This window comes from Enterococcus hermanniensis, from assembly GCF_001885945.1.
Taxonomy (GTDB): domain Bacteria; phylum Bacillota; class Bacilli; order Lactobacillales; family Enterococcaceae; genus Enterococcus_A; species Enterococcus_A hermanniensis.
The window spans coordinates 53,335-79,649 of the sequence record NZ_JXKQ01000002.1; the positions used below are offsets into that span (position 1 = coordinate 53,335).

Annotated in this window: 25 protein-coding genes; 5 read left to right on the top strand and 20 right to left on the bottom strand. The window is 37.6% G+C overall.

From position 1 onward, the window contains the following. Positions 1 to 438: 438 nt before the first annotated feature. From RV04_RS02500 to RV04_RS02510, 3 genes are all read right to left on the bottom strand, one after another. Entirely contained in the window at positions 439 to 963 is a 525-nt protein-coding gene (locus RV04_RS02500; protein WP_071856896.1) for a GNAT family N-acetyltransferase, read from the bottom strand. Positions 964 to 1,078: 115 nt separating this feature from the next. Next, a complete protein-coding gene (locus RV04_RS02505; protein WP_071856897.1) occupies positions 1,079 to 1,711 on the bottom strand; it encodes a hypothetical protein in 633 nt (210 codons plus the stop codon). Positions 1,712 to 1,857: 146 nt separating this feature from the next. Further along, positions 1,858 to 2,481 carry an NAD(P)H-binding protein gene (locus tag RV04_RS02510; RefSeq protein ID WP_071856898.1) on the bottom strand — a complete coding sequence of 208 codons (624 nt, stop codon included), beginning with the start codon at positions 2,479 to 2,481 and terminating at the stop codon, positions 1,858 to 1,860. Between the two features lie 188 nt (positions 2,482 to 2,669). On the opposite strand from RV04_RS02510, the gene RV04_RS02515 reads away from it, so the two are divergent. Genes RV04_RS02515 through RV04_RS02525 form a run of 3 tightly spaced genes read left to right on the top strand, consistent with a single transcriptional unit; the run spans position 2,670 to position 4,520 of the window. Next, complete coding sequence (locus RV04_RS02515; RefSeq protein ID WP_071856899.1) at positions 2,670 to 3,449, top strand: bifunctional hydroxymethylpyrimidine kinase/phosphomethylpyrimidine kinase; 780 nt, start codon at positions 2,670 to 2,672, stop codon at positions 3,447 to 3,449. A gap of 14 nt (positions 3,450 to 3,463) precedes the next feature. Then, the gene (locus RV04_RS02520; protein WP_071856900.1) at positions 3,464 to 3,958 is read left to right on the top strand and encodes an ECF transporter S component; all 495 of its coding nucleotides are present in this window, start codon (positions 3,464 to 3,466) and stop codon (positions 3,956 to 3,958) included. A 22-nt stretch (positions 3,959 to 3,980) separates the two neighbouring features. Further along, complete coding sequence (locus RV04_RS02525; RefSeq protein WP_071856901.1) at positions 3,981 to 4,520, top strand: TIGR01440 family protein; 540 nt, start codon at positions 3,981 to 3,983, stop codon at positions 4,518 to 4,520. A 47-nt stretch (positions 4,521 to 4,567) separates the two neighbouring features. Here the strand turns inward: RV04_RS02525 and RV04_RS02530 are convergent, their stop codons facing one another. From RV04_RS02530 to RV04_RS02605, 16 genes are all read right to left on the bottom strand, one after another. Then, complete coding sequence (locus RV04_RS02530) at positions 4,568 to 6,805, bottom strand: AAA family ATPase (RefSeq protein WP_071856902.1); 2,238 nt, start codon at positions 6,803 to 6,805, stop codon at positions 4,568 to 4,570. A gap of 18 nt (positions 6,806 to 6,823) precedes the next feature. Next, the gene (locus tag RV04_RS02535) at positions 6,824 to 7,303 is read right to left on the bottom strand and encodes a DUF6530 family protein (protein ID WP_071856903.1); all 480 of its coding nucleotides are present in this window, start codon (positions 7,301 to 7,303) and stop codon (positions 6,824 to 6,826) included. Between the two features lie 147 nt (positions 7,304 to 7,450). Next, the gene (locus RV04_RS02540) at positions 7,451 to 8,296 is read right to left on the bottom strand and encodes a DegV family protein (protein WP_071856904.1); all 846 of its coding nucleotides are present in this window, start codon (positions 8,294 to 8,296) and stop codon (positions 7,451 to 7,453) included. A 78-nt stretch (positions 8,297 to 8,374) separates the two neighbouring features. Further along, positions 8,375 to 9,556: an LCP family protein gene (locus RV04_RS02545; protein ID WP_084405496.1), complete on the bottom strand. Its 1,182-nt coding sequence runs from the start codon at positions 9,554 to 9,556 to the stop codon at positions 8,375 to 8,377. Between the two features lie 111 nt (positions 9,557 to 9,667). Further along, positions 9,668 to 10,507 carry a prephenate dehydratase gene (pheA, locus tag RV04_RS02550; protein ID WP_071856905.1) on the bottom strand — a complete coding sequence of 280 codons (840 nt, stop codon included), beginning with the start codon at positions 10,505 to 10,507 and terminating at the stop codon, positions 9,668 to 9,670. Next, entirely contained in the window at positions 10,507 to 11,010 is a 504-nt protein-coding gene (locus RV04_RS02555; RefSeq protein ID WP_071856906.1) for a shikimate kinase, read from the bottom strand. The genes pheA and RV04_RS02555 overlap by 1 nt, the downstream gene beginning before the upstream one ends. Beyond that, positions 11,010 to 12,293 (bottom strand): 3-phosphoshikimate 1-carboxyvinyltransferase, encoded by a 1,284-nt coding sequence (gene aroA / locus RV04_RS02560; protein WP_071856907.1) that lies wholly within the window; start codon positions 12,291 to 12,293, stop codon positions 11,010 to 11,012. The genes RV04_RS02555 and aroA overlap by 1 nt, the downstream gene beginning before the upstream one ends. A gap of 4 nt (positions 12,294 to 12,297) precedes the next feature. Continuing rightward, positions 12,298 to 13,371, bottom strand: coding sequence for a prephenate dehydrogenase (locus RV04_RS02565; RefSeq protein ID WP_071856908.1), 1,074 nt, complete (start codon positions 13,369 to 13,371; stop codon positions 12,298 to 12,300). 17 nt (positions 13,372 to 13,388) lie between these two features. Next, positions 13,389 to 14,549 carry a chorismate synthase gene (gene aroC / locus RV04_RS02570; RefSeq protein ID WP_071856909.1) on the bottom strand — a complete coding sequence of 387 codons (1,161 nt, stop codon included), beginning with the start codon at positions 14,547 to 14,549 and terminating at the stop codon, positions 13,389 to 13,391. Positions 14,550 to 14,551: 2 nt separating this feature from the next. Beyond that, positions 14,552 to 15,610 carry a 3-dehydroquinate synthase gene (gene aroB / locus RV04_RS02575; RefSeq protein ID WP_071856910.1) on the bottom strand — a complete coding sequence of 353 codons (1,059 nt, stop codon included), beginning with the start codon at positions 15,608 to 15,610 and terminating at the stop codon, positions 14,552 to 14,554. Positions 15,611 to 15,627: 17 nt separating this feature from the next. Next, the gene (gene aroF, locus RV04_RS02580; RefSeq protein ID WP_071856911.1) at positions 15,628 to 16,668 is read right to left on the bottom strand and encodes a 3-deoxy-7-phosphoheptulonate synthase; all 1,041 of its coding nucleotides are present in this window, start codon (positions 16,666 to 16,668) and stop codon (positions 15,628 to 15,630) included. Between the two features lie 21 nt (positions 16,669 to 16,689). Continuing rightward, on the bottom strand, positions 16,690 to 17,568 hold the full coding sequence (locus RV04_RS02585; RefSeq protein ID WP_071856912.1) for a shikimate dehydrogenase: 879 nt from the start codon (positions 17,566 to 17,568) through the stop codon (positions 16,690 to 16,692). A 374-nt stretch (positions 17,569 to 17,942) separates the two neighbouring features. Then, entirely contained in the window at positions 17,943 to 18,725 is a 783-nt protein-coding gene (locus RV04_RS02590) for an ABC transporter ATP-binding protein (RefSeq protein ID WP_071856913.1), read from the bottom strand. Positions 18,726 to 18,729: 4 nt separating this feature from the next. Continuing rightward, positions 18,730 to 19,608 (bottom strand): ABC transporter permease, encoded by an 879-nt coding sequence (locus RV04_RS02595; protein ID WP_071856914.1) that lies wholly within the window; start codon positions 19,606 to 19,608, stop codon positions 18,730 to 18,732. Positions 19,609 to 19,612: 4 nt separating this feature from the next. After that, entirely contained in the window at positions 19,613 to 20,623 is a 1,011-nt protein-coding gene (trpX, locus tag RV04_RS02600) for a tryptophan ABC transporter substrate-binding protein (protein ID WP_071856915.1), read from the bottom strand. A gap of 348 nt (positions 20,624 to 20,971) precedes the next feature. After that, entirely contained in the window at positions 20,972 to 21,541 is a 570-nt protein-coding gene (locus RV04_RS02605) for a hypothetical protein (RefSeq protein ID WP_071856916.1), read from the bottom strand. A 174-nt stretch (positions 21,542 to 21,715) separates the two neighbouring features. On the opposite strand from RV04_RS02605, the gene RV04_RS02610 reads away from it, so the two are divergent. Together RV04_RS02610 and efbA are read left to right on the top strand one after the other, a co-directional pair. Next, a complete protein-coding gene (locus RV04_RS02610; RefSeq protein ID WP_071856917.1) occupies positions 21,716 to 23,386 on the top strand; it encodes a phosphoenolpyruvate carboxykinase (ATP) in 1,671 nt (556 codons plus the stop codon). Between the two features lie 81 nt (positions 23,387 to 23,467). Further along, the gene (gene efbA / locus RV04_RS02615) at positions 23,468 to 25,171 is read left to right on the top strand and encodes a fibronectin-binding protein EfbA (protein WP_071856918.1); all 1,704 of its coding nucleotides are present in this window, start codon (positions 23,468 to 23,470) and stop codon (positions 25,169 to 25,171) included. Here the strand turns inward: efbA and RV04_RS02620 are convergent. Beyond that, a complete protein-coding gene (locus tag RV04_RS02620; RefSeq protein ID WP_071856919.1) occupies positions 25,168 to 26,208 on the bottom strand; it encodes an AI-2E family transporter in 1,041 nt (346 codons plus the stop codon). The two genes, efbA and RV04_RS02620, sit on opposite strands and share 4 nt — an antisense overlap. Between the last annotated feature and the right edge of the window lie 107 nt (positions 26,209 to 26,315).

A 26,315-nucleotide genomic window follows, 5' to 3' on the forward strand; every position in this document is an offset into this window, starting at 1 on the left:
CGATTAGATAAGAAATAATGTCTAAGTCGCTTAAAAAATACTGTTTGATAAAGTTCATTCCTGGAAAAAAATTAAATAGTTCTAGAAAATAGAAATATTTTGTTGAAATTGGTCGTTAGAACGAACAATTAGCGAACTTCGAAAATAAAGCTTATTTGAAGGATAAGTTAGATAATTAGTACTTTTTTAGCCAGATATTTATTTTAAAATATTTTAGTTTACATAATATACATTAATAAAAGTAGATTAGTAGAATTTAGTCCTTATGAATACCTGTATTTAGTTCAGTTGGCTTTTCAGTTCTGCTTAACTGTTTTTACTTATTAAGCATTACTTTGCTTGCTTTATTAACTTTTTTAGACTGATTTATCGTTTTGGTTTAAATTTTTTGAATTATTCATAATTGTCTTGGTCTAAAGAATTTTAGCCGACATTCACTTAATCTTTAGATGCGTTTGAACTAGCTTTAATTGAATAAACCCAATGTTTTACGTATTGCTTATTTTGCTGTCGTAAATATGAAAATTCATAAGTCATACCAATATTCTGGATAATTTTTTGAGATGCTAAATTTTTCGGATTACTTTGAGCGATTACTTGCGTTAATTTAAATTTATTAAACGCTAGATCAATAAGTTGCTTGCTAATCAAAGTTGCGTAACCATGTCCTTGAAATTCTTTTTTTATAATGTAAGCGATTTCCGTGTATTCTCGCTCATTAATGGTCGTTTTCAGTAGTCCTGCAATTCCTACAGGTTGATTTAAATGCTTTTTTTCAACTATATAGTAACTATAGCCATTGCTGTTGTATTCTTTTTGAACTCGATTGTACCATCGAACGACTTCAATATCCGTATAAATTTTACCCCAGCCTAAAAGCATTAAGGGTTGATTCTGTAAAATAGATTTCAAAAAATCATAATCGGTAGTCTGTATCTTTCTTAGAGTGAGCAAATGGTCCATTCGGAGTATCCCCTTTATAAGCAAGTTAATTTGGTTAATTATTTTATATGCGATATTAATATTTTAATAGTAGCTAAATAAAAAATAGCCAATTACTCAAAATTCAAGTATTCCGCTATTCTTTATTTTTATCATGCTTTTTTTTTGCTAATTCTTGGAACTGTAGCCTGAAATTCTTTTTATTGTTAGCGGTAGTAGCTTCCTTTTCTCGACGCTCTTCCACCAAAGAAAGTCCTCTATGTTCTGCTCGAAAAATATTTCGTTTGATTTCTTCGACTCTTGCTAATTTAACTAAAGATGGTTGATCGTTTTTAAAAAGTTCATGGATCTTTTGATTATGGATACGCTCAGTTACTTTTTCATTGAAATAACTGGAAATTCCGACATTAATAACTACTGCAATCAATAAAAAATTATTGGTGACACTTGATCCTTGTAAATACCCGTTGTTAAATAGCCAAATTGTATAACAGAATAATGCGATTGCACTAAAGACTTGGTATACTTTTAGTATTTTTTCACGATCGTTACGATCAGCAAACGAAGGCTTGGTTTCGTTAAATAACTTTAAGTAAATATCCCGTGCTTCATTAAATTCAGGAAATGTTTTATCAGCCGTTTTACGCGCTTCTTCTTTAAGAAAATGCTGGTCTTTTATGTAGTATTTTTCAATATTTCTTTTTTTGATCATTTGAACTCCCTCTACGATTCTAAAATCATGAAAAAGCTGAAACTTGATGTGGTTCATGTGGATACTCCTTACTCACAAAACCTTATTTGACATTACTCATTCTATCATTAAGCCTCCTGAAAGACTAAGGAATAATTTAATTTTTTTGCGATTTGATGGCGTCAAGCTAAAAACACGACTCAAAAATTTGAGTCGTGTTTAAATTAAACTGTTTGCAACGCTTCTGAAACTGTTTGATCCCCGTCACTCATTAGAATGACTTTTTTGATCGTATTTTCATGTTCGAGTATTTCAGCTAAAACTGAGGCTACATTTTCGATAGAATTTTCATAGGGCCTCTTTATATTAGTCGTCACTTTGCCATCTCCAGGCGTTTCTTTTAAGCTTCCAGGCTGTAAGATCGTATAATCTAGCTTGGTATTATTGACTAACCAATTATCTGAAAAATATTTTGAAATATTGTATTCAGTTAATGATTCTCCCCATTTTTCTGGTTGTAAAGCAAACAACGAACTCAACTGGATATACCGATGGATTCCTTTTTGTTCTGCAGCCTGCATTAATTTTACCGCACCGTATAAATCAGTTTGTAATAGATCTTTTCCTCTAGACCCAGCAACGAAATAAACAACTTCTGAATCAGATAATTTTTCTGCTAGTTCATCTACTGTGGCATGTAAATCTAAGTGAACTGGCATTACCTGTTCATTTGCTGCAATCTCGTTGTCTCTTCTTGCACCTGCATAAATAAAATGACCTTTTTCCGTTAGGTCTTTAATCAATTCTTCGCCTACTCTTCCAGTTGCTCCGGCAATAAATATTTTCATCTTAAAAACCCCTCTCTTGTAATATGCTAACTCATTTTTGTTCTTTAAACAAACTTTTTCACTTTTAATTGGATGAGCATCAAAACAGCCAATTGGCTGTTTTGTTTTTTTGAAAGCCTATTATAATAAGTATTATCATGACGTTGTAAGAGATTTATTTTTTATGATCAATAATGAGGAGTTTTGCTATGACAAAAACTATTTTGACCATTGCTGGTTCGGATACCTTAGCCGGTGGTGGATTACAATCGGATTTAAAAACTTTTGAAAATCATCACTTATTTGGCACTACTGCAATCACTTGTATTGCAATTTGTAAGGATGATCAATTTGAAATCAATGATATCCCCCCGCTTTTACTAGCAGATCAACTTCAAACACTCTCGGATAATCTGTCGTTAGATGGAATAAAAATCGGTTTGATCCATCATGTAGAATCTGTAGCGTTCGTTGAAGCGTTTATTAAGTCATTTAACGGCCCCGTAGTTTTGGATCCTGTAATGGCCTTTAAAGAGACCAATACCGTGTATAGTAAAGATTATCGAGAAAAATTAATTAAGTTATTCCCTTTTACAACGATTATTACACCGAATTTAAAAGAAGCTGAACTTTTAAGCGAGCACTTTATCCATGACAAAAAAGATATGGAGCTTGCAGCCCGTAAAATAATCGAACTAGGAGCGAAAACCGTCGTTATCAAAGGTGGTGAACGCCTTTCGGGTGATCTTGCTACAGATTTATTTTATGATGGCCATCGATTTACTTACTTTACGAAGCCGAAATTAGCTGCTAATACGATCAATGGTGCGGGTTGCAGTTTTGCCTCAGCAATTGCTTCTAATTTAGTTCTAGGAAATTCTTTGCTACTTTCCGTTGAAAAAAGTAAAGAATTTGTTTATCAAGCAATTGAAAACGGGCTAGAACTAAAAAATGGTGAAGGAAATGTCTGGTTCGGTAAAAATTTATAAATGGAGGAATCAGTATGAAAACAAAAGATATGACTAAACTGGCTATGATGGTCGCTTTAACTGTTAGCTTGTCGCTTCTATTTATTATTCCGGTCCCTGCAACGAAAGGCTTCGTTACATTGTGTGAAGTTGGTATATATACTTCTGCCCTACTTTTTGGACCTGGAGGCGGGTTCTTAGTCGGTGCAATGAGCGGCGGATTGATCGATTTGATTTCTGGTTATCCAGAATGGGCAATTTTTTCGATCATGATTCATGGATTCCAAGGCTTTATTTTAGGTTACTTGTACAATCGAATACCAAACAAAAAAGGACTTATACTTGGTTTTGTTGGGGCAAGTTTATTTATGATTATCGGCTATGCACTAGCAACTGCTTTATTATTCGGTTGGCCGGCTGGGTTGGCTTCGCTGCCAGGCAATGGAATCCAAAATCTTTTTGGAATTGCCGTAACGATTCCACTATTTCAAGCATTACAAAAAGTTATTCGTCATCCACAATATAAATAAATCATAGAAAGAAGTCATAAGAATGGAAAAAGAAGTATTGCAAAAAGACTTAACAACGATTGTCGAAGATGTATTACATGCTGCCAAACTAAAAAAAGGAGATGTATTTGTTTTAGGATGTACAACTAGTGAAATCGTTGGCGGAACAATTGGTAAAAATTCTAGCCAAGAAGTTGGGCAATGGGTGATAGCTACATTAAAATCAATTCTTGATCCTAAAGGAATCTTCTTAGCAGTCCAAGGTTGTGAGCATATCAATCGTGCAGTGGTCGTTGAACGTGATTTAGCTGATCGAAAAGATTGGGAAATCGTTTCCGTTAAACCGGCGCTTCACGCGGGTGGATCATGTTCTGTGGCTGCTTTTGAACAATTTACTGATCCTGTCGAAGTCGAACATATCGTTGCCCAAGCCGGAATCGATATCGGTGATACTTCGATTGGTATGCATGTCAAATATGTGCAAGTTCCTGTACGCCCTTCGATCAAAGAGTTAGGTGCTGCACATGTTACTGCATTACGTAGTCGCCCTAAATACATTGGTGGTCCTCGTGCTACTTATTAAATAGAAAAAAGCCAGGCTAATGAAGCCTGGCTTTTTTTGCACGTTCTTTAAACAAAGCGAGCAATTAATTGTAAAAGTTGTTCAGACAATTTTGAGATATCTGAAATATCGACAAAGTGCCCTTCTCCGTATAGAGAGCGTAATTGATCTTTATCATCACCAATTGCACATGCGATAAAAAGAATTCCTTTGCGTTCGTAGTCGTCCAGTACTTGTTGGATGTCTGCTTGCGCTTTGCTCCCCGTATAATCTGGTAATGCTTTTGGTTGTCCATCACTGATAGATAATAATACTTTTGTATCCGCAGTTTGCTGACTTAATTTTTCAGCCAATAATTTTAATGGGACGCCATCACGATTATTTTGCCGCGGTTTCATGGTGGATATTTTAGCTGCTAAGAAATCATAACCATCCTCGAATTCTTTATAGGAATAAATCGATGTTTTCTCTCGTTGGCTAAGATCTGCAGAATCTCCATATAACATTAACGGAATCTTTGTCTGTTCGGCAAAAAGACTTAAGGCTACTGCTGCTAATTTCGCATTTTGAATTCGGTCCTCTTTCAACATCGAGCCTGATTCATCAACACGGACCGCTAATGCTAAAGATGGCTGTTCATTCGGTGGATTTTTCTTGTCAAAATTTCTTAAATCCCCATACGCTACACGGCTAGGATTAAATTTAGCTCCGTAATATTTACCTGTAGCATAATCAGTACTAACTTCCTTAGCTAATAAGTCATTGATCACACGGCTTAAACTAGCTACTTCGGGCTGAACGATTTGAGTCAATTTTTTACCATCTGCAATAGCTGACTCATCAATTGTTGGTCGATGCAAGATCGTTCCTTCTTTTGCATGGATTGTTTCTTTTAATGTCGCTCGGATTTCTCGGTTTAATTCTTTACGTTTGGTTTTATCCATTTCAGTCATTTCATCCAGAGACATCGCTGAACCAACTTTTTCTTGCTCATCCATTGATGCAGATGTACTTTGAGCCTCCGCATCTCCACGCTCAGCAGCTTCATCGATTGCTGTATTCTCTCCTCTTGTAGTTTCTTTCACTGGGTCTTCTTCTGCTAGTTGCTCGTTCGTTTCAGACACGTCTTCTGAAATCGATTGATTCGGTTCACTCACTAAAGTAGCTTCTTCGGACTCTTCGAAAATATTACGGTCATCAGCCTCTGCTTGGCTAATTTTCCGACCTTGCTGCATTTTTTGCTGATTCTTTAATTGCTGTAACTTCGTTAATAAACGACTTTCTTCTAATGCATCTTGTAAAATCTTTAATTCATTTTCATCTGTGGTCAATTTATATAGGACTTTAGGGAAGATCGTCTCTAGAGGATCTTGACCCTGCTTTAAGCTATTGACCCAAAAGAAATAAGAACGCATTCCTGCTACACCTTTGATGGCATTAACTTTTGCTGTCTCATCTAGTAAGCGAATGATCAATGCCATTACTTCAAGATAGTCACGATCTTCATAAGTTGTTTTAGCAATTGCTCGTTCAATCATTACATCAACCGATGGTAGATCCATTTTTTCTGCATGTTGCATGCGATCGCGTAAAGATTCATTTAGCGGACGGTTCCCTTGATAATTTCGATTCGTTGTTACGATTACAACACAATCAGGATGACGACGAATGATTCCTGTCGGTATATTTAGTAGCCCATTTGGTTCTAAAGCCGAATTTAGTGCTACTAAAACCGATGCATCACGAATGACCGTGGGTTCCTGTATTTCCAATAAATAACCTTTTTGCATCGCCCGAACGATTTCTGAAGGATAGAACTTATACTCTACAGTGGTTGCCTCATCTTCTTGATCAATCCGTTTGATTAATTGTTGGAAGCGAATCTTTGCTTGATTGGCATCGATTTGAAAATGATTTTCGATTACTCCAAGTACTGCCTGCAAAGAATCTGCTTGGTAAATAGCTTCTAATAATTCATGGTCTTCCTCATTATCTGTTTTGACAATTGGAAGCAACGCTCCAAAGATATCTGTTTTATCCATATCAGCAAAACAAGTGACTTTAGTATAAGGAAGTTGTAGATCTGCCGACAGTGCCCGTGCTAATTGCGTCTTCCCCGATCCAGCATCTCCTTCCAGTAATACATTCATCACCTTCATTTCAGGATCTAGCCAATTCATTTTTATTTCAGCAGCGATTCTCAATTCTTCTTTACTTGTTTTATGGCTCGTTGGCTTTTGCCAAATCATCTGCTCTTCTATTTTAGTAAATCTACGTCCCCCCGTTACTACAAAGGGTTTATCCATCTTAATCCCCTCTTTCGTCTAATATCCTAATTCGTCTAATAGACGTTTTAATGTCCGATAACGTTGTGCGATTAAATCGCCATCCTTATTCATCGTATCATTAAATAAAATAATGTCTTCATCGATTTTAGGATTTTCGGTATCTACTTCTACTGTCATTCGTCCGCCTTGTAAACCAAGGATCTCAACAGTTGGATTTTCTGGATCATAAAATTTTTCATAACGATACGCGTCTTGGAGATAAATGCTTGATTGAGCCACTAAGATCGCTAAATCAAGGATACGAGTGATTGGCAATTCTTCTGACTGACGCGACCATTTCTCTCCTGTATGACGCCAAACTTTTCCTGAAATATCGACTTGTCCTCGGTCATTCCATTGGGCAAGTCCCAGGGTCAATCCTTTTGCATCGCTATTCCAAGCATGATGTCCATCAATTTTGTCATAGTCTTCTACTAAAAATACCGGTTTATGTTTTAAATTTGTCGGAATCTTCATAATAAGTTCCTCCCTACCTATATTTACTTATTTAATCAATCACCTTTACTAATTTAGTCATTTACTAAATTACTAATGAAGCAAGGATACGAAATTCTCTATTTTTTTGCAAACAAAAACTCACTAAGAAACTTAGTGAGTTGAGGATTACTTCGCTACACCTAAAGCAATGGCTTTATCACCTAAATGTGTCCCGATAACTGGACCAAATGTGCCAACGTCAATCGTTGCATTCGGATATTTTTGACTTAATTTTTCGACTTCTTGTTGCGCTAACTCCGGATTATTTCCATGTATCACGTAAATTCGTAATTCTTCATTGTTTTCTTGACGATGTTCTTCAATGATATCTTCGGTCCGTTGCAACGCTTTTTTTAATGAACGAATCTTTTCAAATAAAACAATTTTACCAGTCTCAAAGGTTAAGATAGGTTTGATTTTTAATAAGCCGCCAATAATTGCTGCACCGTTGGTTAGACGTCCTCCACGAACAAGGTTATCTAGATCATCAACAATGATGTATGCATGTGTTGTATCACGAATTTCGTCGACTGCGGTCAATACTTCTTCTAAGGTTGCGCCTTGATCGCTCATCTCTAGTGCTTTTTCAACCATATACCCCATTGGGACACTTGTGATTTTTGAATCATAGGGAATTACGTTTAATCCTTCAATATCTTCTTTGATCGCCGTTAATGTACGAACAAAACCTGAGATACCTTCAGATAAATGAATACTGATTACAGTATCATACCCTTGTTCCTTGATCGAGCGATACAATTCATAGACTTCGCCTAAAACAGGTTGAGATGTCTTAGGGAAATTTTTACTATCTTTTAGCTTGTGATAAAACTCTTCGTAACCAATATCCAACCCTTCTTCAAAAGGCTCGCCATCGATGATGACTGGAATTGGGATCACAAACAAATCTTTGTGGTTACGTGTGCGTTCATTCAGATAAGCGGTGCTATCTGTCACGATCGCTAATTTCATAATTAGTTCCTCGTTTCAATCAAATTTACAATAAGTATAATATAGCATATTACAAGTTTCATGGAAATGAAAACTCGATTACTTTGCTAAAAACTCTTTAACTGCTTGAGCATTTTGGCTTGTATCGATAGCTAAAGCACTACCCGCGTTATCTGTATCGATATATGACCAAGACCCATCAATCGGCAATGTTAATCGTTCAATTCCTCCGACTGCTTTTGCAAAATTAAAGAGATTGCCCAAGACAAACGTGTTTGGCATATCACTAGATAAGTATCCCCATATTTTCCCAGCTGCATACGGACCGCGCAGTAATACTAATGGATTCTTCAATTGACTGAAAACAGCTTGCATGACTTGTTGCTGACGGCGAACACGACCAAAATCTCCTTCTTCATCCATCCTGAAACGCGCATAATTTAGTAATGTGTGTCCATTCATCTGTTGCACACCTTTAGAAATTGGTTCATCGATGTAAGAACTCATGTCTTTTTCAGCATCGATTTTCACTCCATTAGGAAAAAGAGCATCGACTCCTTTTTCAAACGTTTGGAAATCGACCATCGCATAATACCGACAATCAATTCCAAAATTTTCTTTTAATGTTTGCCGAACCAAATCTGCTCCACCATAGGCATAGGCAGCATTTAATTTATTTTGTCCAACCCCAGGAATATCGACATACATATCGCGCATAAAAGAAACCAATTTAGGTTTGCCTTTTCCATCTACTTGTAAAACCATCATTGAGTCCGAACGCCCACTGATATTGTCACGCGTGTCGCTTCCTAAAAGTAAGATGTTCTTTGTACCATCTTCCGAAGTAACACCACTAAATTCCTGTGTTTCGATCGCCGGCATACTGGAATCGTGTTTCGCCGCAAAATTGCCCACGCCGAACGCTACAATCGAATACGCAAATAGAATAACTAAAATAGTAAGAATAATCCTTTTCCAGCTTCTCTTACGCTTCGGTTTTTGTTCGTAAGGATTTTTCGCTCTTCGCTTAAATGGAAAATGAAATCGTGGTCGCTTTATATTCAATGATTTCTTTGGACTATTCGTCTGTGAAGCTTGATCTTCATAATAAAAATTCTCTACCGATTCTGATTCATGGTCTAATAATTCTTCGGGATTGTTAGTTGTATTATTAGATGATTGCACTTTTTTCTTTATTTCACGTCGAAAGCCAAAAGGCTGTTTTTCTTCCTTTTGACTTTCTTCATGAATCTTTTTATATTTGTCCATCCGACTACTCATGATGCACCTCTTTACCTTCATCTCTATGTATAGTAATAAAAATAGCAAATCCTACTGTTTTTGTCTTATTTTTATCAAAAAAAATTAGAAAACCTTAATTACTAAGATTCTCTAATTTCTTTGTAAATACGTTGGATAATTACCAATTAATTTTACCGTAAAATCTTGCTGGCTTAACTGCTGCAATACCCTAACTAATTTAGTCTCTGTTGGAACTTCTAAGTCAATGATGAAGAAATATTCACCCAATTTTGTTTTACGGGTTCGTGATTCGATCTTTGTTAGATTGATTTTTTCTTCAGCAAAAACAGCCAATCCTTTATAAAGGGCTCCTGGATGGTCATGCGCCAGATCAAATAAAATTGTTGCTTTGCGTTTTTCTAAAATTAAATTACTTTGAATCGGCTGATCCCCTAAAACCCAAAAACGCGTTTCATTCGTCTCGATCGATTGGATATCTTCTTGAACGATTACTAAGCCAAATTGCGCCGCCGCTTCTCGCGAGCCGATCGCTGCATAATTTTCTTCAGGATGTTCAGCAACTTTTTGCGCACCCAAAGCTGTCGAACCAGTCTGTTCGATATCAACAGTTGGAAAATGTTCCAAAATAAAATTTTGTGATTGCGCCAATGCTTGTTGATGGCTACAAATCAATTTCGTTTTTTCCCAATCAGCCTGATGAACCGGGTGGACCATCAATTGCTGCTGAATTGGGAGAACGATTTCTGCTTGAATAATCGGTAATGTCTTGAAAATCAGATCTAGCGTCGGTAACACCGATCCTTCGATCGCATTTTCAATCGGAACGACACAATGATCGATTTCTTGGCGACGCTGTGCCTCAAGTAACGATGTCAAAGACTCATAAGGTATCAAAATTTCAGTCGAGAAAAATTGATGGGCCGCCGCATAGGTGAACGAGCCTTTAGGACCTAGATAACCTACGCCCATTAGGAAGCTACCTGCTGAATGATTTCTTCAACAATCTCTTTAGGCGACTTTTCCGAAGTATCGACTGTAATCTTAGCTAATTTTTCATATAGTTTTTCTCTTGAAAAGAATAAGCGTTTTAAATCTCCATCATCATTTTTGATTGCTAATGGACGCATATTCACTTTATCTTCACGGATACGATGAACCAATGTATTTGCATCTGCTTTCAAGTAAACAACTAATTTATCTGCTAAGACTTTTTGATTTTCTGGTTGTAAAATCACTCCACCACCGGTAGCGATGATTGAATCATTGGTCAAGGCTTCTTTTAATAGTGCCGTTTCATGCTCGCGAAAAGCGGCTTCGCCATGTTCTTCAAAATAATCGTTGATTGGTTGGCCGATGCGCTTTACTAATACATCATCCATATCTACAACCTCTGTGTGTGTGCTAGCAGCTAATGCTCTGCTGACAGTTGTTTTTCCGGCTCCCATAAATCCGATTAATACAATTGATTCCATTAGACATTCTCCTCTACTAGTTGACTCAAATCGTTGAAAAAGTCAGGATAAGAGATATTGATTGCTTCTGGGTTAGTCAGTTCGACAGATTCCGAAGTTAAGAGTGCTGCGATCTGAAGCATCATCCCAATGCGATGATCTCCATGACTATCAACGACTCCACCATGTAAAGGTGTTGGCCCATGAATGATCAATCCGTCTTCCGTTGGTTCGATTGCTGCGCCTAATTTATTAAGTTCTTCTGCAGTAGCATCAATCCGATTGGTTTCTTTGACTTTCAGTTCTTGTGCATCCCGAATAATGGTGGTTCCCTTAGCTTGTGTTGCCGCTAGAGCAATGATTGGCAATTCATCAATCAAGCGAGGGATGATCGCTCCACTAATCTCACAAGCCGTTAAATCAGCGGCTTGCACTAATAAATCAGCGGCTTGATTTTTTTCGTCCCGTGATTGTTCATTAATATTCGCCCCCATTTCAGCTAGTACATCTAGAATACCCGTACGTGTTGGATTGATCCCCACATGTTTTAATAACAACTTACTACCTTTTATCATCGATGCGGCCACCAAATAAAAAGCGGCTGATGAAATATCTCCCGGAACAGTAACACTTTGGCCTACTAGCTGCTGATTTCCTGATAGAATGATTTTTTTATCTTCAACTGTAATAGCCCCGCCGAATTGTTTGATCATTTCTTCTGTATGATTGCGTGACTTTTCTTTTTCGATAATAGTTGTTTCACCGTTGGCTTGCAACGCGGCAAAAATAATGGCTGATTTAACTTGAGCACTAGCAATCGGCATTTCATAAGTAATCGCTGAAAGCGGCTGGCCTTTAATAGTAATAGGTGGAAATTCACTATTTTTTGTTCCTTGTAGTTCTGCACCCATCTTTCGCAACGGTCCCATCACGCGTTCCATTGGCCGACGATTCAATGAAACATCGCCTGCGATTTGGGAATCGAATGGGCGTCCCGCTAAAATACCTAAAACTAAGCGCATCGTTGTTCCAGAATTGCCGGCATCCAACCTATCTGTTGGACCTTTTAGGCCAGAGAAGCCTGCTCCTTCTACTGTAATCGTCTGCCCATCGTCTTTGATTTCCACACCTAATGCTTTAAAAACAGCAACTGTACTCAAGCAATCCTCTGCTCGTAAAAAATTATGAACAGTCGTAGTCCCTTGGCTGATTGCACCAAACATAATACTTCGATGAGAGATTGATTTATCTGCCGGAACAGTCAATTCACCCTGTAATCCTTGTTGCGTTTTCAATAGTTCCATTTGCTCAACTCCTTCTCCGACAATGAAAGTCTGCGTTTTCGATCATTTGCTGACCTTTTTCTAAATCAATCTGGTTTTTAAATGATAACTCTAACACGCCGAAAATATCTTCCCGGGTTTCTTGGATTTTTAAATTGATGATCGAGATCTTTGCCTCACTTAAAATTGTCATAACCTTAGCTATCGCTCCGACAATATCAGGAATGTCTACATATAGATCGTAAAATGCCGGGATTGCTCCACGGTCTTTAACTGGTAATTGATCTCTTGATCGTTTTGCTTGATCAAAAAAAGCATAGATCTCAGATTGGTCTTCAGCGAGCAAGCTCCTTTTGATTTGATTCATTTGATTTTGCCACTCTTCAATCAAATTTAGCAGTGTTGAGCGATTGGTCAATAAGATATCGGTCCACATTTGCGGATCAGATGAAGCAATTCTTGTGATATCACGAAAACCGCCTGCCGCTAATTGAGTCGCACGTGGATGTTTCTCTGATAGATGATCGCTCATCCGTACCAAACCGGCTGCCACGATGTGTGGTAGATGACTGAGCATACCAACGATTTCATCGTGAGCTGCTGGTTCGATCACGACAAATTTAGCTCTCGTTGGATTAAGCAGTTCGATCAATGGTGTAGCATCGCTCTCTTTCAGAGGCGTCAAAATATAATAGGCCTCCTCAAAAAGATTGGGATTTCCTGCTTTCACACCAGATTTATGCGATCCTGCCATTGGATGCCCCCCAACGAATGTAAAAGGGAGCTTTTTTGCTATTTTCATCACTTCATTTTTAGTACTACCTGTATCGGTAACGATTACTGAAGATTTTAGCGGTAACTTAGCCAATTCTTGTAAATAATTCAAACTAGCTAAAACAGGAACTGCTAAAATGATAACGTCCATTTGGCTAGCTTCTCTTATTGAAGTAATTTGATCAACTAACCCGACCTCAAGCGCGATTGCTCTTGTTTCTTCTGAATGATCCCAACCAAATAACTCGATTGACGGATTTTTAATTGCTCGACAAAGGGAGGCGCCTATTAATCCTAGTCCTAAAACAAATACTTTTTTCTTCATAGACGCACACTCCTGTTCTAAAAGTTTTTGATGTCCTCACGGTATTGTTGAATCGCTCTTTGTAAATCTTCAATCGTATCCGCTGGAAATTGATCTAAGATTTCTTCTGCCAAAACGGTCGCGACGACATGTTCAGCTACGACGGATGCTGCTGGAACTGCGGTACTATCCGAACGTTCAACACTCGCTTTGTAAGGCTCTTTTGTATCGATATCAACACTCATCAATGGCTTGTATAAGGTCGGGATAGGTTTCATTACACCACGAACAATGATTTGTTCTCCATTCGTCATACCACCTTCAAATCCACCTAGATGATTACTCGTTCTCGAGTAGCCGTCTTCCCAAACGATTTCATCCATCACTTTTGATCCCGGCTGACGGGCCGCTTCAAAACCAATTCCAAATTCGACGCCTTTAAACGCATTGATACTCATCATGATTTGAGCAATTTTACCATCTAGTTTACGATCCCATTGGACATAACTCCCTAATCCGGCAGGTACATTATCTGTCCGAACTTCTACGACACCTCCGATAGTATCGCCCGCTTTTTTGGTTTGATCGATTAATTCCTTAACTGAATCTTCAATCGTTAGATCGACCATATTTACTTCTGATTGTTGAACCTTTGTTTTAATTTCTTGGACACTCAGATGCTCCGGAATCTCAGCTTTTAGCCCGCCAAGAATCACCACATGACTTGCAATATCAATGTCGATAGCTGCTAAAATTTGTTTAGCAATTGCTCCGATAGCCACGCGCATCGTTGTCTCTCTTGCAGAAGAGCGTTCTAAAACATTTCGTAAGTCACGATGATGGTATTTCATCCCGCCAACTAAATCAGCATGCCCTGGACGCGGCTTTGAGACTCTTCTCAACTGCTGGTCTTTTTCAGGACCTGCTTCAACTGACATCACTTTTTGCCAATTTTTCCAGTCCCGGTTTTGAACGATCATAGTGATCGGTGCACCAATTGTTTTTCCGTGGCGCACACCCGACGTAATGCGAACTTGGTCTTTTTCGATTTTCATTCGACCGCCGCGGCCGTAACCGCCTTGTCTCCGAGCTAATTCTTGGTTGATTTCATCAATCGAAAGTGTTAATCCTGCTGGAACGCCCTCGATGATTGCCGTTAATTCTGGTCCATGTGATTCTCCAGCTGTTAAGTAGCGCATAGCTATTCCCCTCCTACTAAAAAGTCTCGAAATTCAGTCATTTTTATTTTTTCGATTTTTGCTTTACCGATTTTTTCCAATAAAATGATATTTAATAAATCACCGCGTGCTTTTTTATCATGCGTGATTGCTTGGTAAAAGGTTTCTGTCGTCCAAGGTGTATAGACAATTGGTAACCCATACTTTTGATTCATCTTGATAATTTGTTGAGTAATTCCTTTTGGTGAAAGACCTTTTATTTCAGCTGTATGAGAAATTTTTACCATTCCGATCGCAACAGCCTCTCCGTGACTGATTTTTCCATAACCGGCCGTATTTTCAATCGCGTGGCCAATCGTATGTCCAAAATTCAATACTAAACGTGAACCGTTATCAAACTGATCTTCTTCAACTACGGTTTTCTTTACATTCAGCGCTTTTGTAATGATCGTTTCACTATGATCTAATAGATCTTGGATTCCTGTTAGTTTCTCAAGGTCTTGCCATAATGATTGATCAGCAATCGCTCCGCATTTAATGATTTCAGCGATGCCTTCACGAACACGTATTTCTGGTAAAGAATTTAATGTTTCTGGATCAATCAATACACCATCTGGTTGCGCAAAAGTTCCGATCATGTTCTTCGCTTTTGTTGAATTCACAGCTGTTTTGCCACCGATGCTAGAATCAACTTGTGCTAATAGAGAAGTTGGTATTTGAACGAATGCGATTCCACGCATATAAGTAGAAGCAACAAAGGCTGCTAAATCTCCAACTACGCCACCACCTAATGCAATGACCGCATCACTACGGGTAAAGCCTTGATCGGCTAGAAACTCATAAAGTTTACTAGCCATATCTAAGGATTTACTTTTTTCACCGGCTGGAACAGAAAAATGACAAACTTCATACTGAGTCAATTGTTTTTTGATTTTTTCGCCATAAATCGGATACACATTTTCATCACTAATGATGGCGATTTTTTTATCTTGCCAAAGTGAAGCAATCCATTTACCGACAAAATCTAATCCATGACGTTTTACAATGATTTCATAACTTTTTTCTGGTAAAACAATTTCCATGAAACCCGCCTCCTGTTTTATGCAAGTGATGGTTCTTCAGATAATGCAGTGATTTTCTTCATCGCATCAACAAGGATGTTAACTTCTTCCATCATTTTTAAGTAATTCTTTTCATTTAATGATTGTTCTCCATCAGACCATGCATGTAATGGATCTGGATGAATCTCAACGATCATACCATCAGCGCCACTTGCCACACCTGCTCTAGCCATCGGTCCTACTAGATCCCAAACACCAGTACCATGACTTGGGTCAACAATAATTGGGAAATGGCTTAATTTTTTGATCAATGGGACGGCACTCAAATCGAATGTATTGCGGGTTGCTGTTTCGTATGTGCGAATACCGCGTTCGATGAAAATAATTTTTGAGTTTCCTTGGACAGCAATGTATTCTGCTGCGTTCAACCATTCTTGGATTGTTCCAGAAATCCCACGTTTCAAGCCAATTGGTTTACCTGTTTTACCGACAGCTTCTAATAAGCGGAAATTTTGCATATTGCGTGCACCGATTTGGATAATATCCGCGTATTCGCAAACAACGTCAATATGCGCTTCATCCATTACTTCAGTGATTACTTTCAACCCGTATGCATCAGCTGCCTTACGCATGATTTTCAATCCTTCTTCACCTAATCCTTGGAAAGCGTATGGTGAAGTACGAGGTTTGTAGGCCCCACCACGTAAGATTGTTGCTCCACCAGCTTTCGCCATTCGAGCGGTTTCCATGATTTGTTCTTCGCCTTCAACCGAACATGGTCCAGCCATCGTTACAAAACTTCCGTCACCGATTTTTACACCATCGACATCAACGACTGTGTCTTGTGGGTGGAATTCTCTTGAAGTTAATTTGTAAGTATTTGAGATTGGGACCGCTCGTTCTACCACACTGTACCGTTGGAATGGCACATTTTGGATGATTTCGGGATCACCAAGCAAACCTAAAACTAAACGATCTTTTCCATGATTGATTTGTACGCCTAAACCTTCTTCTTCGATGCGGGTTAAGATTGGTGCTAATTCTGCTTCTTTGATGCCTTTTTTAATAATTAAGATCATAATAATAACTTCCTTCATATTTTATTTTTTGATTTCTTTTTCTAATAAGGGCTGGATCAATTCAGTTGGCATTTTTTTACCTGTCCATAATTCAAAAGCTGCAGCTCCTTGATATAAAAGCATACCTAAGCCATTAACAGCTTTCGCACCAACCTTTTTTGCTTCATGAAGCAATTGAGTCTCACCTGGGTGATAAATCACATCAAAAACCGCTAAATCTTTTCGTAATAATTTAACATCGGGTAATGGGATTTGATCGGTGTTTGGTGCCATTCCAATGCTAGTAGCATTAATCAGTAGGCAACTAGCAGCTAAGGATTCGGCTAATCGTTGTTCATTGGCTAAATCATGTAACTCGATCTTACATTGTGTTTCCTTGGCGATCTCAGTCAGTTTAGGTTCAACCTTTTGATAAAAATCATCTTTGATGTTAAAGACATCGATTGCTGCAACACCATCAATTGCTGCTTGAGTAATGATAGCAGTCGCTGCACCACCAGCTCCGATGATCGTGATTTTATTTCCGATAACATTGATTTGATTTTGTTTCAAACTTTCCATACAACCAATGCCATCGGTGGTATGGCCGATTAACTTTCCATCTTGGTTAACGATCGTATTGATTGCTCCGATAAGTCTTGCTGCTTGGCTCAGTTCGTCAACATATTGCACAGCTGCCATCTTATGCGGCATTGATAAATTAACGCCTAACATTTCTAAATCCCGAATTGCTTGAATACTGGTTCCTAACTTTTCTGGTGGAACATCAAAACTAAGATACACTGCATCGACTCCCGTTTCTTGAAATGATGTCGTATGCATCATCGGAGAAAAGCTATGTCGCGCTGGCAAAGCATAAAGTCCAGCTAACCGTGTCTTTCCAGTTATTTCATTTTCCATCTTGTCTCACTCCTTCAAGTAAAATATTCGTTGCCATTTTTAAATACGAAAAAAGGTCCATTGTAGAAAACCTACAATGAACCTCATTCCCCAAAAAATACCAAAGAAAAAAGCCACTATAGATTCTCATCTATGTGGCATTAAGTCATACTTAAAATCCTTAGCCATCATAGATACAAACGCGTGTCGTCTGCATCCATGAATCATGAATACAAACCTATCTAAAATAGCTAAAGTAATAATTATTCAGTTGTGTGTGCGTATTATTTTTCATATTCATAAAAAATCGCTCCAAACTGTTTTAAGATTGAACTTAGTATAGGACTCTTTATTTTATAAGTCAATCTATTTTTTGAATTTTTCTGAAAAAAATTTCATATCACTTCAGCTGCGGTCTCGTTTGTCTCAAAAAGTAGGAATAAATCTGCTAGCGTCATCCGCTGTTTTTCTTCTCCACGAATGTCTCGAATGATTTCGCCTTTTTCCATCACGATCACTCGATCACCATAATGAAGAGCATCCTCCATTTTATGCGTGACCATTAAACTAGTTAACTTTTCTTCTTTGATTCGTTGATTCGTGAGTTCCATCAATTGCTTCGCTGTTTTTGGATCTAAAGCTGCAGTGTGTTCATCTAATAACAGTAAATCTGGTTTGGTGATCGTTGCCATCAATAAACTCAAGGCTTGACGCTGTCCACCAGACAAAAAACCGGTTGGAGTATCTAAATGATTTTCTAAACCGTTGCCAACTTGCTGACAAAGCGCACGATACAGCTCTTTTTTTTGATTCAACTGGCGTTGTTTCAAACGCCGTTTTTGTCCTCTTTTCTCAGCCAACCCAAGATTTTCAGCGACAGTCAGCCGTGGTGCTGTCCCCATCTTAGGGTCTTGAAAGACACGAGCGATCGATGAAGCTCGTTGTTCTTCAGAAAGTTTGGTTAAATCTTTTCCCATCACAGAAACAGTTCCGCTGTCCAGTTGGAGATTACCGGAAACACTATTGAACAGCGTACTTTTTCCAGCACCGTTTCCTCCCAGCACTGTTACAAATTCTCCCGGAGCAATCGTCAAATCAACATTATTCAGTATTTTTCTTTGATCACTGATTCCATTACGAATCGTCTTATTCGCTTTTTTAACTTCTAATGCATTCATGTGGTTACTCCTTTTCTAATCCTGTTTTTAAATGTAACGCTTCTTTCAATCGAGGGATCATCAAGCATAATGCTAAAATGATCGATGAGAAGATTTTTAAATACGTTGTATCTAATCCGACTTTGATAATAGCTAAAATCAATAATTGATAAATGATACTTCCTAAGACGATGGCGATCAATCGTTCGGCGAAAGTAACTTCCCCATAAAGCACTTCACCAATAATGATTGAAGCTAAACCAATCACGATGACCCCAACACCTTTGCCGACATCTGCATAGCCATCATTTTGTGCAATCAAAGCTCCTGCTAATGCAATCACACCATTTGATAACGTCAATCCGATGACTTTCATTCGATCAGTATTGATCCCGATTGAACGAGCCATATTCTCGTTATCTCCAGTTGCGATATACGCTTGACCGAAGTCGGTAAAAAAGAAGAACAACAGTAATGCAATGATGATCACAACTGCTAAGAGACCTAGTAAAACAACGTCATAGTAATCAGGTAAATTTAAATTAGTAAAAAAGTCTTGGATCTTTGGTTGTTTCAATAATGAAAGGTTTGGCGTTTGCATGATAAACAACATCACTGAATTCAATCCTGACATAACTAAAATTCCAGCTAAAATGACTGGGATTTTACCTTTAGTGTAAAGCATCCCTGTAATAAACCCTGCGCACATTCCTGCAACGATTCCTAACAGTGTCGCTAGCACAGGTGAAATACCATGCGTGATCGCCGTTACACAGACTGCACCGCCCAACGGGAACGATCCTTCTGTTGTCATATCTGGGAAATTTAGAATCCGGTACGTCATGAAAATCCCTAACCCTAAGATCCCCCATAAAAATCCTTGTCCTATAGCTGAAATTACCATCTGATTACTCTCCTTTAACTACTTCTGCTTTTTCTTTAATTGAATCTGGAATCGTGATCCCTAATTCTTTGGCTTTTTCTTCATTGATGATCATATCGCCATAATCAATGACGTTCACTGGTGTATCCGCTGGCTTGGATTTTCCGCTTAACACATCTGCTGCCATTTTCCCTGTTTCCACACCTAACTTATATTGATTTTGACCCACTGTTGCGATACCACCTTCTTTAACCATATTATCAACGGATACAAAGACTGGTGTTTTCGTTTTGTCAGATTCACTGATCAATGTTTGAAAAGCACTTGCGATCGTGTTGTCTTGTGGGATATATAAGAAATCTGATTCTTGACAAGCTTGTTGGGTAACTGCTGCAAGATCATTACTTGATGAAATCGCAAATTTTTTGACTGCATACCTTGCTTCTTTCGCTTTTTGTTCGGCTGTCTCGACTTGTGATTTTGAATTTTCTTCTGATGACGAATACACAATCCCCATTGCTTTAGCATTTGGGAACAATTCTTTTGCCATATCGATTTGTTGTCCGACCGGAGTCAAATTGTTCACACCGGTAACATTCCCACCGGGATTTTTTAAGTCTTTGACTAAACCAGAACCAACTGGATCACTGATAGCCCCCATGATAATTGGCGTATCCGTCGTTGCATTTGCTAAAGCTTTCGCAGCTGGTGTCGCAATTCCAACTAGAACATCTGATTTTTTATCTAATAATTGTTGGCTCATACTGTTTAATTTACTTTGATCAGCCTGGCCATTTAAAAATTCGATTTTTAGATTTTCGCCTTCTGTATAACCTTTGTCTTTCAAACCAGCAATCACCCCTTTTTTGATTTGATCCAATGATGAGTGACTGACATATTGTAAAATACCGACTGTTTTTATTTTTTCTGTATCTGTGGTAGCTGTTGTTTGACGAGTTCCCATTTGATAAGCAAAAACCCCAATTAATACAATTGCTAAAGCGATGATTGATCCAATAATTCCTTTGTTTTTCATTTTAATTTCCCCCAAATTTTTGTTTTTTTATATACAAAAAGACAACTACCTAAAGTATCACGGTAGTTGTCTAAAAAACAAAAACCGCATAGATGATCTCTATGCGGGAATAAGCATAAAAAATATACCCAGCATAGATACAAAATTTAGAAGTTGTCTAAACGTTGTATCTATGAGTGAATTCATAAATACAACTTATCTACGCCAGTTTTGCCAGCTATTCAATTGATTGATAGATAAGTTCAAATGTCCCATGAATGTCACTCCTTTTTTGATGTTGGGGTAATTTTATCTGAAAAAAAATCAAGTGTCAACACTTTTTATTAAAGAAAGTTTATTTATTTTTAATTAATTAGATGGCTGATTCAGTTGCCACATTGGTAAGCGATTCAATTCAGGAACAAATTCATGATTGACATCATTGAGACTCTCTACGACGAATCGATTTTTTTCTTTCCCTTTTTGAAAAAAAATAAACGTAACTTTATCTGGATCGATTTTATACTTTTGGGCAATCAGCTTTTCATCGTAAACGATTGGATAAAAATAAAACTTGCGATTCAACATTGACTTTTGATTCGGATCTTCGAGTAGTGAAAGGACTTTTTTATAGGAGGTGCCGCGGGGTTGACTAAACATGATCGAAACGGCTTTTGTTGATTGGATCTTCTTATCAAGTTCATTATAATTCAGCGGCAACAAATAGTCTGACTTCACCGAATTAAATACTAAGCCATTCAATTGATCTTGCCGAATCGTTTTTTGTGCAAAGACAACGGAAGCCGAAAAAAGTAAGGTGATAAAGACTAAGCTAATTGAAATTACAATTGTTCGTTGTTTATATTCTAGCAAAGCCTCTAATGTCTTATGCCAAAATTCAGTCATATTTTCTTTTAGTATTAGTAAATGTTTTTGCATAGTCCGCCCTCCTTTTTTATCATTATATTATTTTTTATATAGAAGCGCTATCCATATAATAAATAATCCATTTTATTTTTTATCATTTTGATAAATGTGTTTTTTTTATTTATTTGTTAGCGTTTCATTTTAATGTTATTATAATAAAAAATGCTATTTCAAGGAGGACTAAAAATGAGCAGCATTGAACGTATCCCACGTAACGATATCACTCAAAAAAATCCATTATTCTCTAACATTCGCAGTGTGATTGAGACCGCTTTTTATGCAGACAATGTAACCAAGATTCGACATCTGACCGACGCTTATGCTTTAGCCAAAGCCAATCCAGGGACAATCACCACCGATTTAGACGTGGCCTTTACCAATGAACTTCAACTCCCTACCGATGCTAAAGTGTTAGTAACGAATGATGGGAAGATTGTCGGTCGTACCGCTGCTGCTCGAAGAATTATCGGCCAAAAAGGCAATAACCAAAATTTTTATAGTGAGCTTCTTAGAGAAGCCATATTTCAAGCAAGAAAAAAGACCTTTTATTCTGGTGAAGTGATCGTTGGCTTAGATAAATCATTTACGATTAAGTCGCATTTGATGGTCCCAGAAGATTATAGTCCCAACCTCTATTCCTATTTACTGAATTTTCAAATCAGCGATGCTAAACAATTATTTTATCAACAATCGAACATGATCGATACTGGCGATATTTTTATTTTTGCTGATCCAGATTGGCAGCATCCTGATTTTCCAGACGGGCTTGTTATCATCGACCCGCTACACAATTGCGCTGCGATTTTAGGCTTGCGTTACTTCGGAGAATTAAAAAAAGCGACATTGACACTGGCTTGGGCCACTGCTCATCGGAACGGTTTCATCGCTTGTCACGGCGGCATGAAACGCTATTTATTGAGCGACAGTTCTTATACTATGGCGGCATTTGGCTTATCCGGCTCTGGAAAATCAACCATCACCTTGGCAAAACCTAAAAATGGCCAAGGACAAGTCCAGGTACTCCATGATGATGCATTTGTTATTTCAAAACAAAACGGCTCAACTACAGCATTAGAACCAGCTTACTTTGATAAAACCCAAGATTATCCTATGGCAAGTGAAGCAATCAAGTATATCGTCACGGCACAAAATGTCGGTGTAACTTTAGACGAAGAAAATAAAAAAGTCTTAGTGACTGAAGACATTCGAAACGGTAATGGTCGTAGTATCAAAAGTCGTTATGCCACACCAAATCGAGTGGATCATATTGCAGAAAAAATCGATGGACTATTCTGGATCATGAAAGATGATAGCCTCCCTCCTTTGATAAAAATTACCGACCCTGCTCTAGCTGCGGTTTTTGGTGCCACATTAGCAACCAAACGTTCCACTGCAGAAAATGTGATCGGTGAAGTCAATAATCAGTTAGTGATCGAGCCATTTGCCAATCCTTTCCGTTGTTATCCTTTGCAAGAAGATTATCAGGATTTTAAAGCTTTATTTGAAAAACAAACAACCGATTGCTACATCTTAAATACCGGTGAATACAAAGGTCAAGATATCACGCCTGAAGAAACATTAACTAGTATTGAAAAAATAATTACTGGAGTAGCGGAGTTCAAGCCTTTTGGACCTTTAAAACAAATCAGTTATTTACCAATTGATCGATATGAACCAGACTTCGATAGTCATCACTATCTTTTATTACTTATGACACGCTTAGAAGCACGTTTAGCGTTCGTCCAATCACGAAAAAGTGAAAATGACGGCTACGATCGCTTGCCAAACGAAGCGGAGCAATTATTGCTTCAGCTCTTAGATCAGCTGCATAATTACAAAGAAAATTTGAATATCTGATTATTTACTAGCGGCTTACTTGGTCGCTAGTCTTTTTTTGGGTATAATAGACCTATTATGAATAGAAATGAGGGATAAAAAATGTCCTTTGATGGAATTTTTACCCATGCAATGGTACGAGAATTAAATGCTCAACTTGTTACCGGAAGAATATCTAAGATCCACCAACCTTACGATCATGAAGTCGTTTTGGTTATTAGAGCTCGTGGGAAAAACCAGCGTTTATTACTATCTGCTCACCCAAGTTATGCCCGAATCCAATTAACCGAAATTGCTTATACAAATCCTGATAACCCGCCAAATTTTGTGATGATGTTGCGCAAACACTTAGAAGGCGCAATTTTAGAAGACATTCATCAAGTCGAAAATGATCGGGTCGTTCATTTTACTTTTAGTAAACGTGACGAATTAGGTGATCTGCAAGATATCGTTTTGATTGTTGAATTAATGGGACGCCATTCAACGATTGTTTTATTGAATAAACAAACTGGAAAAATTTTGGATGCAATTAAACATGTAGGCCACTCGCAAAATACGTATCGTTCGATTTTGCCTGGCAGCGAGTATATCGAACCACCAAAGCAATCCCAAATTGATCCATTCACCATATCAAAAGAGCAATTATTCACGCTGCTCTCAACCGCGGATGTCTTAGATAGTCGATACCTTCAACAACATTTCCAAGGCTTTGGCAGAGATACTGCTGATGAACTGGCTACTCGATTAGCTCAGCATCCTAATCAAAAAATGGCCGTCTGGTCTGATTTTTTCACTGACCTGAAAGACCAAGTAACTCCGACACTCGGGCTTAAAAAGCAGAAAGAATTTTTTGCACCACTGGCTTTCGAAACATTTGAACAGAAAAAAAACTACGCGACATTAAGTACGTTGTTAGATGCTTTTTATGGCGAAAAGGCAGAAAAAGACCGCGTCAAACAATTAGGTAATGAATTGATTCGCAAAGTTGATAATGAAATCAAACGAAATCAAACAAAACTAGCTAAACGTGAAAAAACACTAAAAGATTCTGAGAACGCTGAAGACTTCCGTCGTGACGGGGAGTTGTTGACGACCTTTATGACCCAAGTTCCCCGAGGTGCAACAAGTGTTGAATTACAAAACTACTATGAAGAAAATGCACCCATTACAATCAATTTGAATCCAGCATTGACACCGAATCAAAATGCACAAAAGTATTTTCAAAAATATCAAAAACTAAAAAATGCGGTCAAATTGATTTATGATCAAATTACGGAAGCAAAAGATGAGATTGCTTATCTCGAATCGATTCTTGCTCAATTAGAGATTGCTGGGCCGATGGATATCGAAGTGATCAAAGAGGAACTTGTTGCCAGTGGCTACTTAAAACAAAAGAGAGCAAAGAAAAATCGAAAACACGCTCCTTCTAAACCGGAACGTTTTGTAGCAAGTGACGGTACTGAGATTTTAGTAGGAAAAAATAATTTGCAGAATGATCAATTGACCTTGAAACAAGCACGTAAATCGGATATTTGGCTACATGCTAAAAATATTCCAGGTTCTCACGTGATTGTTAAAAATGATCAACCAAGCGAAGAAACATTATTAGAAGCTGCTGAATTAGCTGCCTACTTCTCAAAATTTAGACAGTCTGCTCAGGTGCCGGTCGATTATGTACCAGTCAAACATATCCATAAACCTAATGGCGCTAAACCGGGCTTCGTCATTTACGAAAATCAAAAAACACTTTTTGTAACACCGGAAGAAACCCTCATTGAACAATTACGAAAAAACGGAACAGCCTAATCTGGCTGTTCCGTTTTTTTAGCTTTTTTTGTTTTTGCGGTCGTAATTTTAACCCCTAAGATTTCCAAGAAGAAATTAAAGATGGGGATTCCTACAATTAAGCCCCAAACACCTAAAAATTTTTCACTGAATAGTAAAATGACAAAGGTATAAAAAATCGGCAATTTTGTTCGACTAGACATGAATTTAGGATTCAAAATATACGCTTCAATACAGTGAACGACAACGATCAAGATCAATACGTAAGCAACGGTCTGCACACCACCCGTTGAGTAAGCAATCAACGTCAACGGAACACATGAAAAAATCACCCCTGCTACTGGGATCAAGCTTAAAAAGAAAATCATGATAGCTAAAGTCGGTAATTGTGTAAATCCAATCAACCCTAACCCAATTGTCGTTACAACAGTATTTACTACTGCAATCAATAACTGGACTTCAACGACTACGCCAAATGTCTCTACGAATACTTTAGCGTAATAATATACATCTTGGAAAAACCACTTATACGTACTGTGCAGAAAATTACGTGAGAATAAAATCGTTTTTTCCTTTTCGATCATAAAGAAAAAACTCAAAATGAATGACATCACGAATGCAATCGCCAAACGCCCGACATTTTGTAATTGTTCTAAGATGATCCCCGCGCCGCTCTCTACTTTATCTTGCCAATTATGATTTTTAAAGTAATCGGAGATAAAATTCGTGACCAAATCAGAATTAAAATCTTTGTGTTGATAAAAACGTACGATCGAATTATAGGTTGAAAGAACTTGATCAATCAAAATAGTAGAATATTTTGATATCAGTAAATAAACCAATATAAGTTCAATCAAATATAAAACTGTAGCAATAATAAATGTTGGTGCCTTAATATAGCGTTGAACAAATCGGACAATTTTTACAGAAATCAATGTAAAAATGAACGTCAGCAAAATCGGCGTCATAAAATCTTTTACTAAAAATAAAACAAAAATAATCAATAACAATACTATAAATCTTCGTAATCGTAAATTACTTACAAACTTTTCGTACATTTCCTATCCTCTTTTCAATATACTCCTAAAAACAATCTAACATTAATTTACTTTTTTCAGTCTTTAGTATACCTAAAAATAGGAATAAAAAAAGCATCCAGCGATGC

What these genes read in the sequence shown, in the direction of transcription:
- RV04_RS02525 (WP_071856901.1), top strand. Translation starts at nt 3,981, where the DNA reads ATGGAAAAAGAAGTATTGCAAAAAGACTTAACAACGATTGTCGAAGAT.
- RV04_RS02620 (WP_071856919.1), bottom strand. Translation starts at nt 26,208, where the DNA reads ATGTACGAAAAGTTTGTAAGTAATTTACGATTACGAAGATTTATAGTA.
- RV04_RS02585 (WP_071856912.1), bottom strand. Translation starts at nt 17,568, where the DNA reads ATGGAAAATGAAATAACTGGAAAGACACGGTTAGCTGGACTTTATGCT.
- RV04_RS02565 (WP_071856908.1), bottom strand. Translation starts at nt 13,371, where the DNA reads ATGAAGAAAAAAGTATTTGTTTTAGGACTAGGATTAATAGGCGCCTCC.
- aroC (WP_071856909.1), bottom strand. Translation starts at nt 14,549, where the DNA reads ATGCGCTACTTAACAGCTGGAGAATCACATGGACCAGAATTAACGGCA.
- RV04_RS02540 (WP_071856904.1), bottom strand. Translation starts at nt 8,296, where the DNA reads ATGAAATTAGCGATCGTGACAGATAGCACCGCTTATCTGAATGAACGC.
- RV04_RS02520 (WP_071856900.1), top strand. Translation starts at nt 3,464, where the DNA reads ATGAAAACAAAAGATATGACTAAACTGGCTATGATGGTCGCTTTAACT.
- RV04_RS02555 (WP_071856906.1), bottom strand. Translation starts at nt 11,010, where the DNA reads ATGGAATCAATTGTATTAATCGGATTTATGGGAGCCGGAAAAACAACT.
- aroB (WP_071856910.1), bottom strand. Translation starts at nt 15,610, where the DNA reads ATGGAAATTGTTTTACCAGAAAAAAGTTATGAAATCATTGTAAAACGT.
- RV04_RS02530 (WP_071856902.1), bottom strand. Translation starts at nt 6,805, where the DNA reads ATGGATAAACCCTTTGTAGTAACGGGGGGACGTAGATTTACTAAAATA.
- efbA (WP_071856918.1), top strand. Translation starts at nt 23,468, where the DNA reads ATGTCCTTTGATGGAATTTTTACCCATGCAATGGTACGAGAATTAAAT.
- RV04_RS02515 (WP_071856899.1), top strand. Translation starts at nt 2,670, where the DNA reads ATGACAAAAACTATTTTGACCATTGCTGGTTCGGATACCTTAGCCGGT.
- trpX (WP_071856915.1), bottom strand. Translation starts at nt 20,623, where the DNA reads ATGAAAAACAAAGGAATTATTGGATCAATCATCGCTTTAGCAATTGTA.
- RV04_RS02545 (WP_084405496.1), bottom strand. Translation starts at nt 9,556, where the DNA reads ATGAGTAGTCGGATGGACAAATATAAAAAGATTCATGAAGAAAGTCAA.
- RV04_RS02590 (WP_071856913.1), bottom strand. Translation starts at nt 18,725, where the DNA reads ATGAATGCATTAGAAGTTAAAAAAGCGAATAAGACGATTCGTAATGGA.
- aroF (WP_071856911.1), bottom strand. Translation starts at nt 16,668, where the DNA reads ATGATCTTAATTATTAAAAAAGGCATCAAAGAAGCAGAATTAGCACCA.
- aroA (WP_071856907.1), bottom strand. Translation starts at nt 12,293, where the DNA reads ATGGAACTATTGAAAACGCAACAAGGATTACAGGGTGAATTGACTGTT.
- RV04_RS02610 (WP_071856917.1), top strand. Translation starts at nt 21,716, where the DNA reads ATGAGCAGCATTGAACGTATCCCACGTAACGATATCACTCAAAAAAAT.
- RV04_RS02535 (WP_071856903.1), bottom strand. Translation starts at nt 7,303, where the DNA reads ATGAAGATTCCGACAAATTTAAAACATAAACCGGTATTTTTAGTAGAA.
- RV04_RS02595 (WP_071856914.1), bottom strand. Translation starts at nt 19,608, where the DNA reads ATGGTAATTTCAGCTATAGGACAAGGATTTTTATGGGGGATCTTAGGG.
- pheA (WP_071856905.1), bottom strand. Translation starts at nt 10,507, where the DNA reads ATGGGCGTAGGTTATCTAGGTCCTAAAGGCTCGTTCACCTATGCGGCG.
- RV04_RS02605 (WP_071856916.1), bottom strand. Translation starts at nt 21,541, where the DNA reads ATGCAAAAACATTTACTAATACTAAAAGAAAATATGACTGAATTTTGG.
- RV04_RS02505 (WP_071856897.1), bottom strand. Translation starts at nt 1,711, where the DNA reads ATGAACCACATCAAGTTTCAGCTTTTTCATGATTTTAGAATCGTAGAG.
- RV04_RS02500 (WP_071856896.1), bottom strand. Translation starts at nt 963, where the DNA reads ATGGACCATTTGCTCACTCTAAGAAAGATACAGACTACCGATTATGAT.
- RV04_RS02510 (WP_071856898.1), bottom strand. Translation starts at nt 2,481, where the DNA reads ATGAAAATATTTATTGCCGGAGCAACTGGAAGAGTAGGCGAAGAATTG.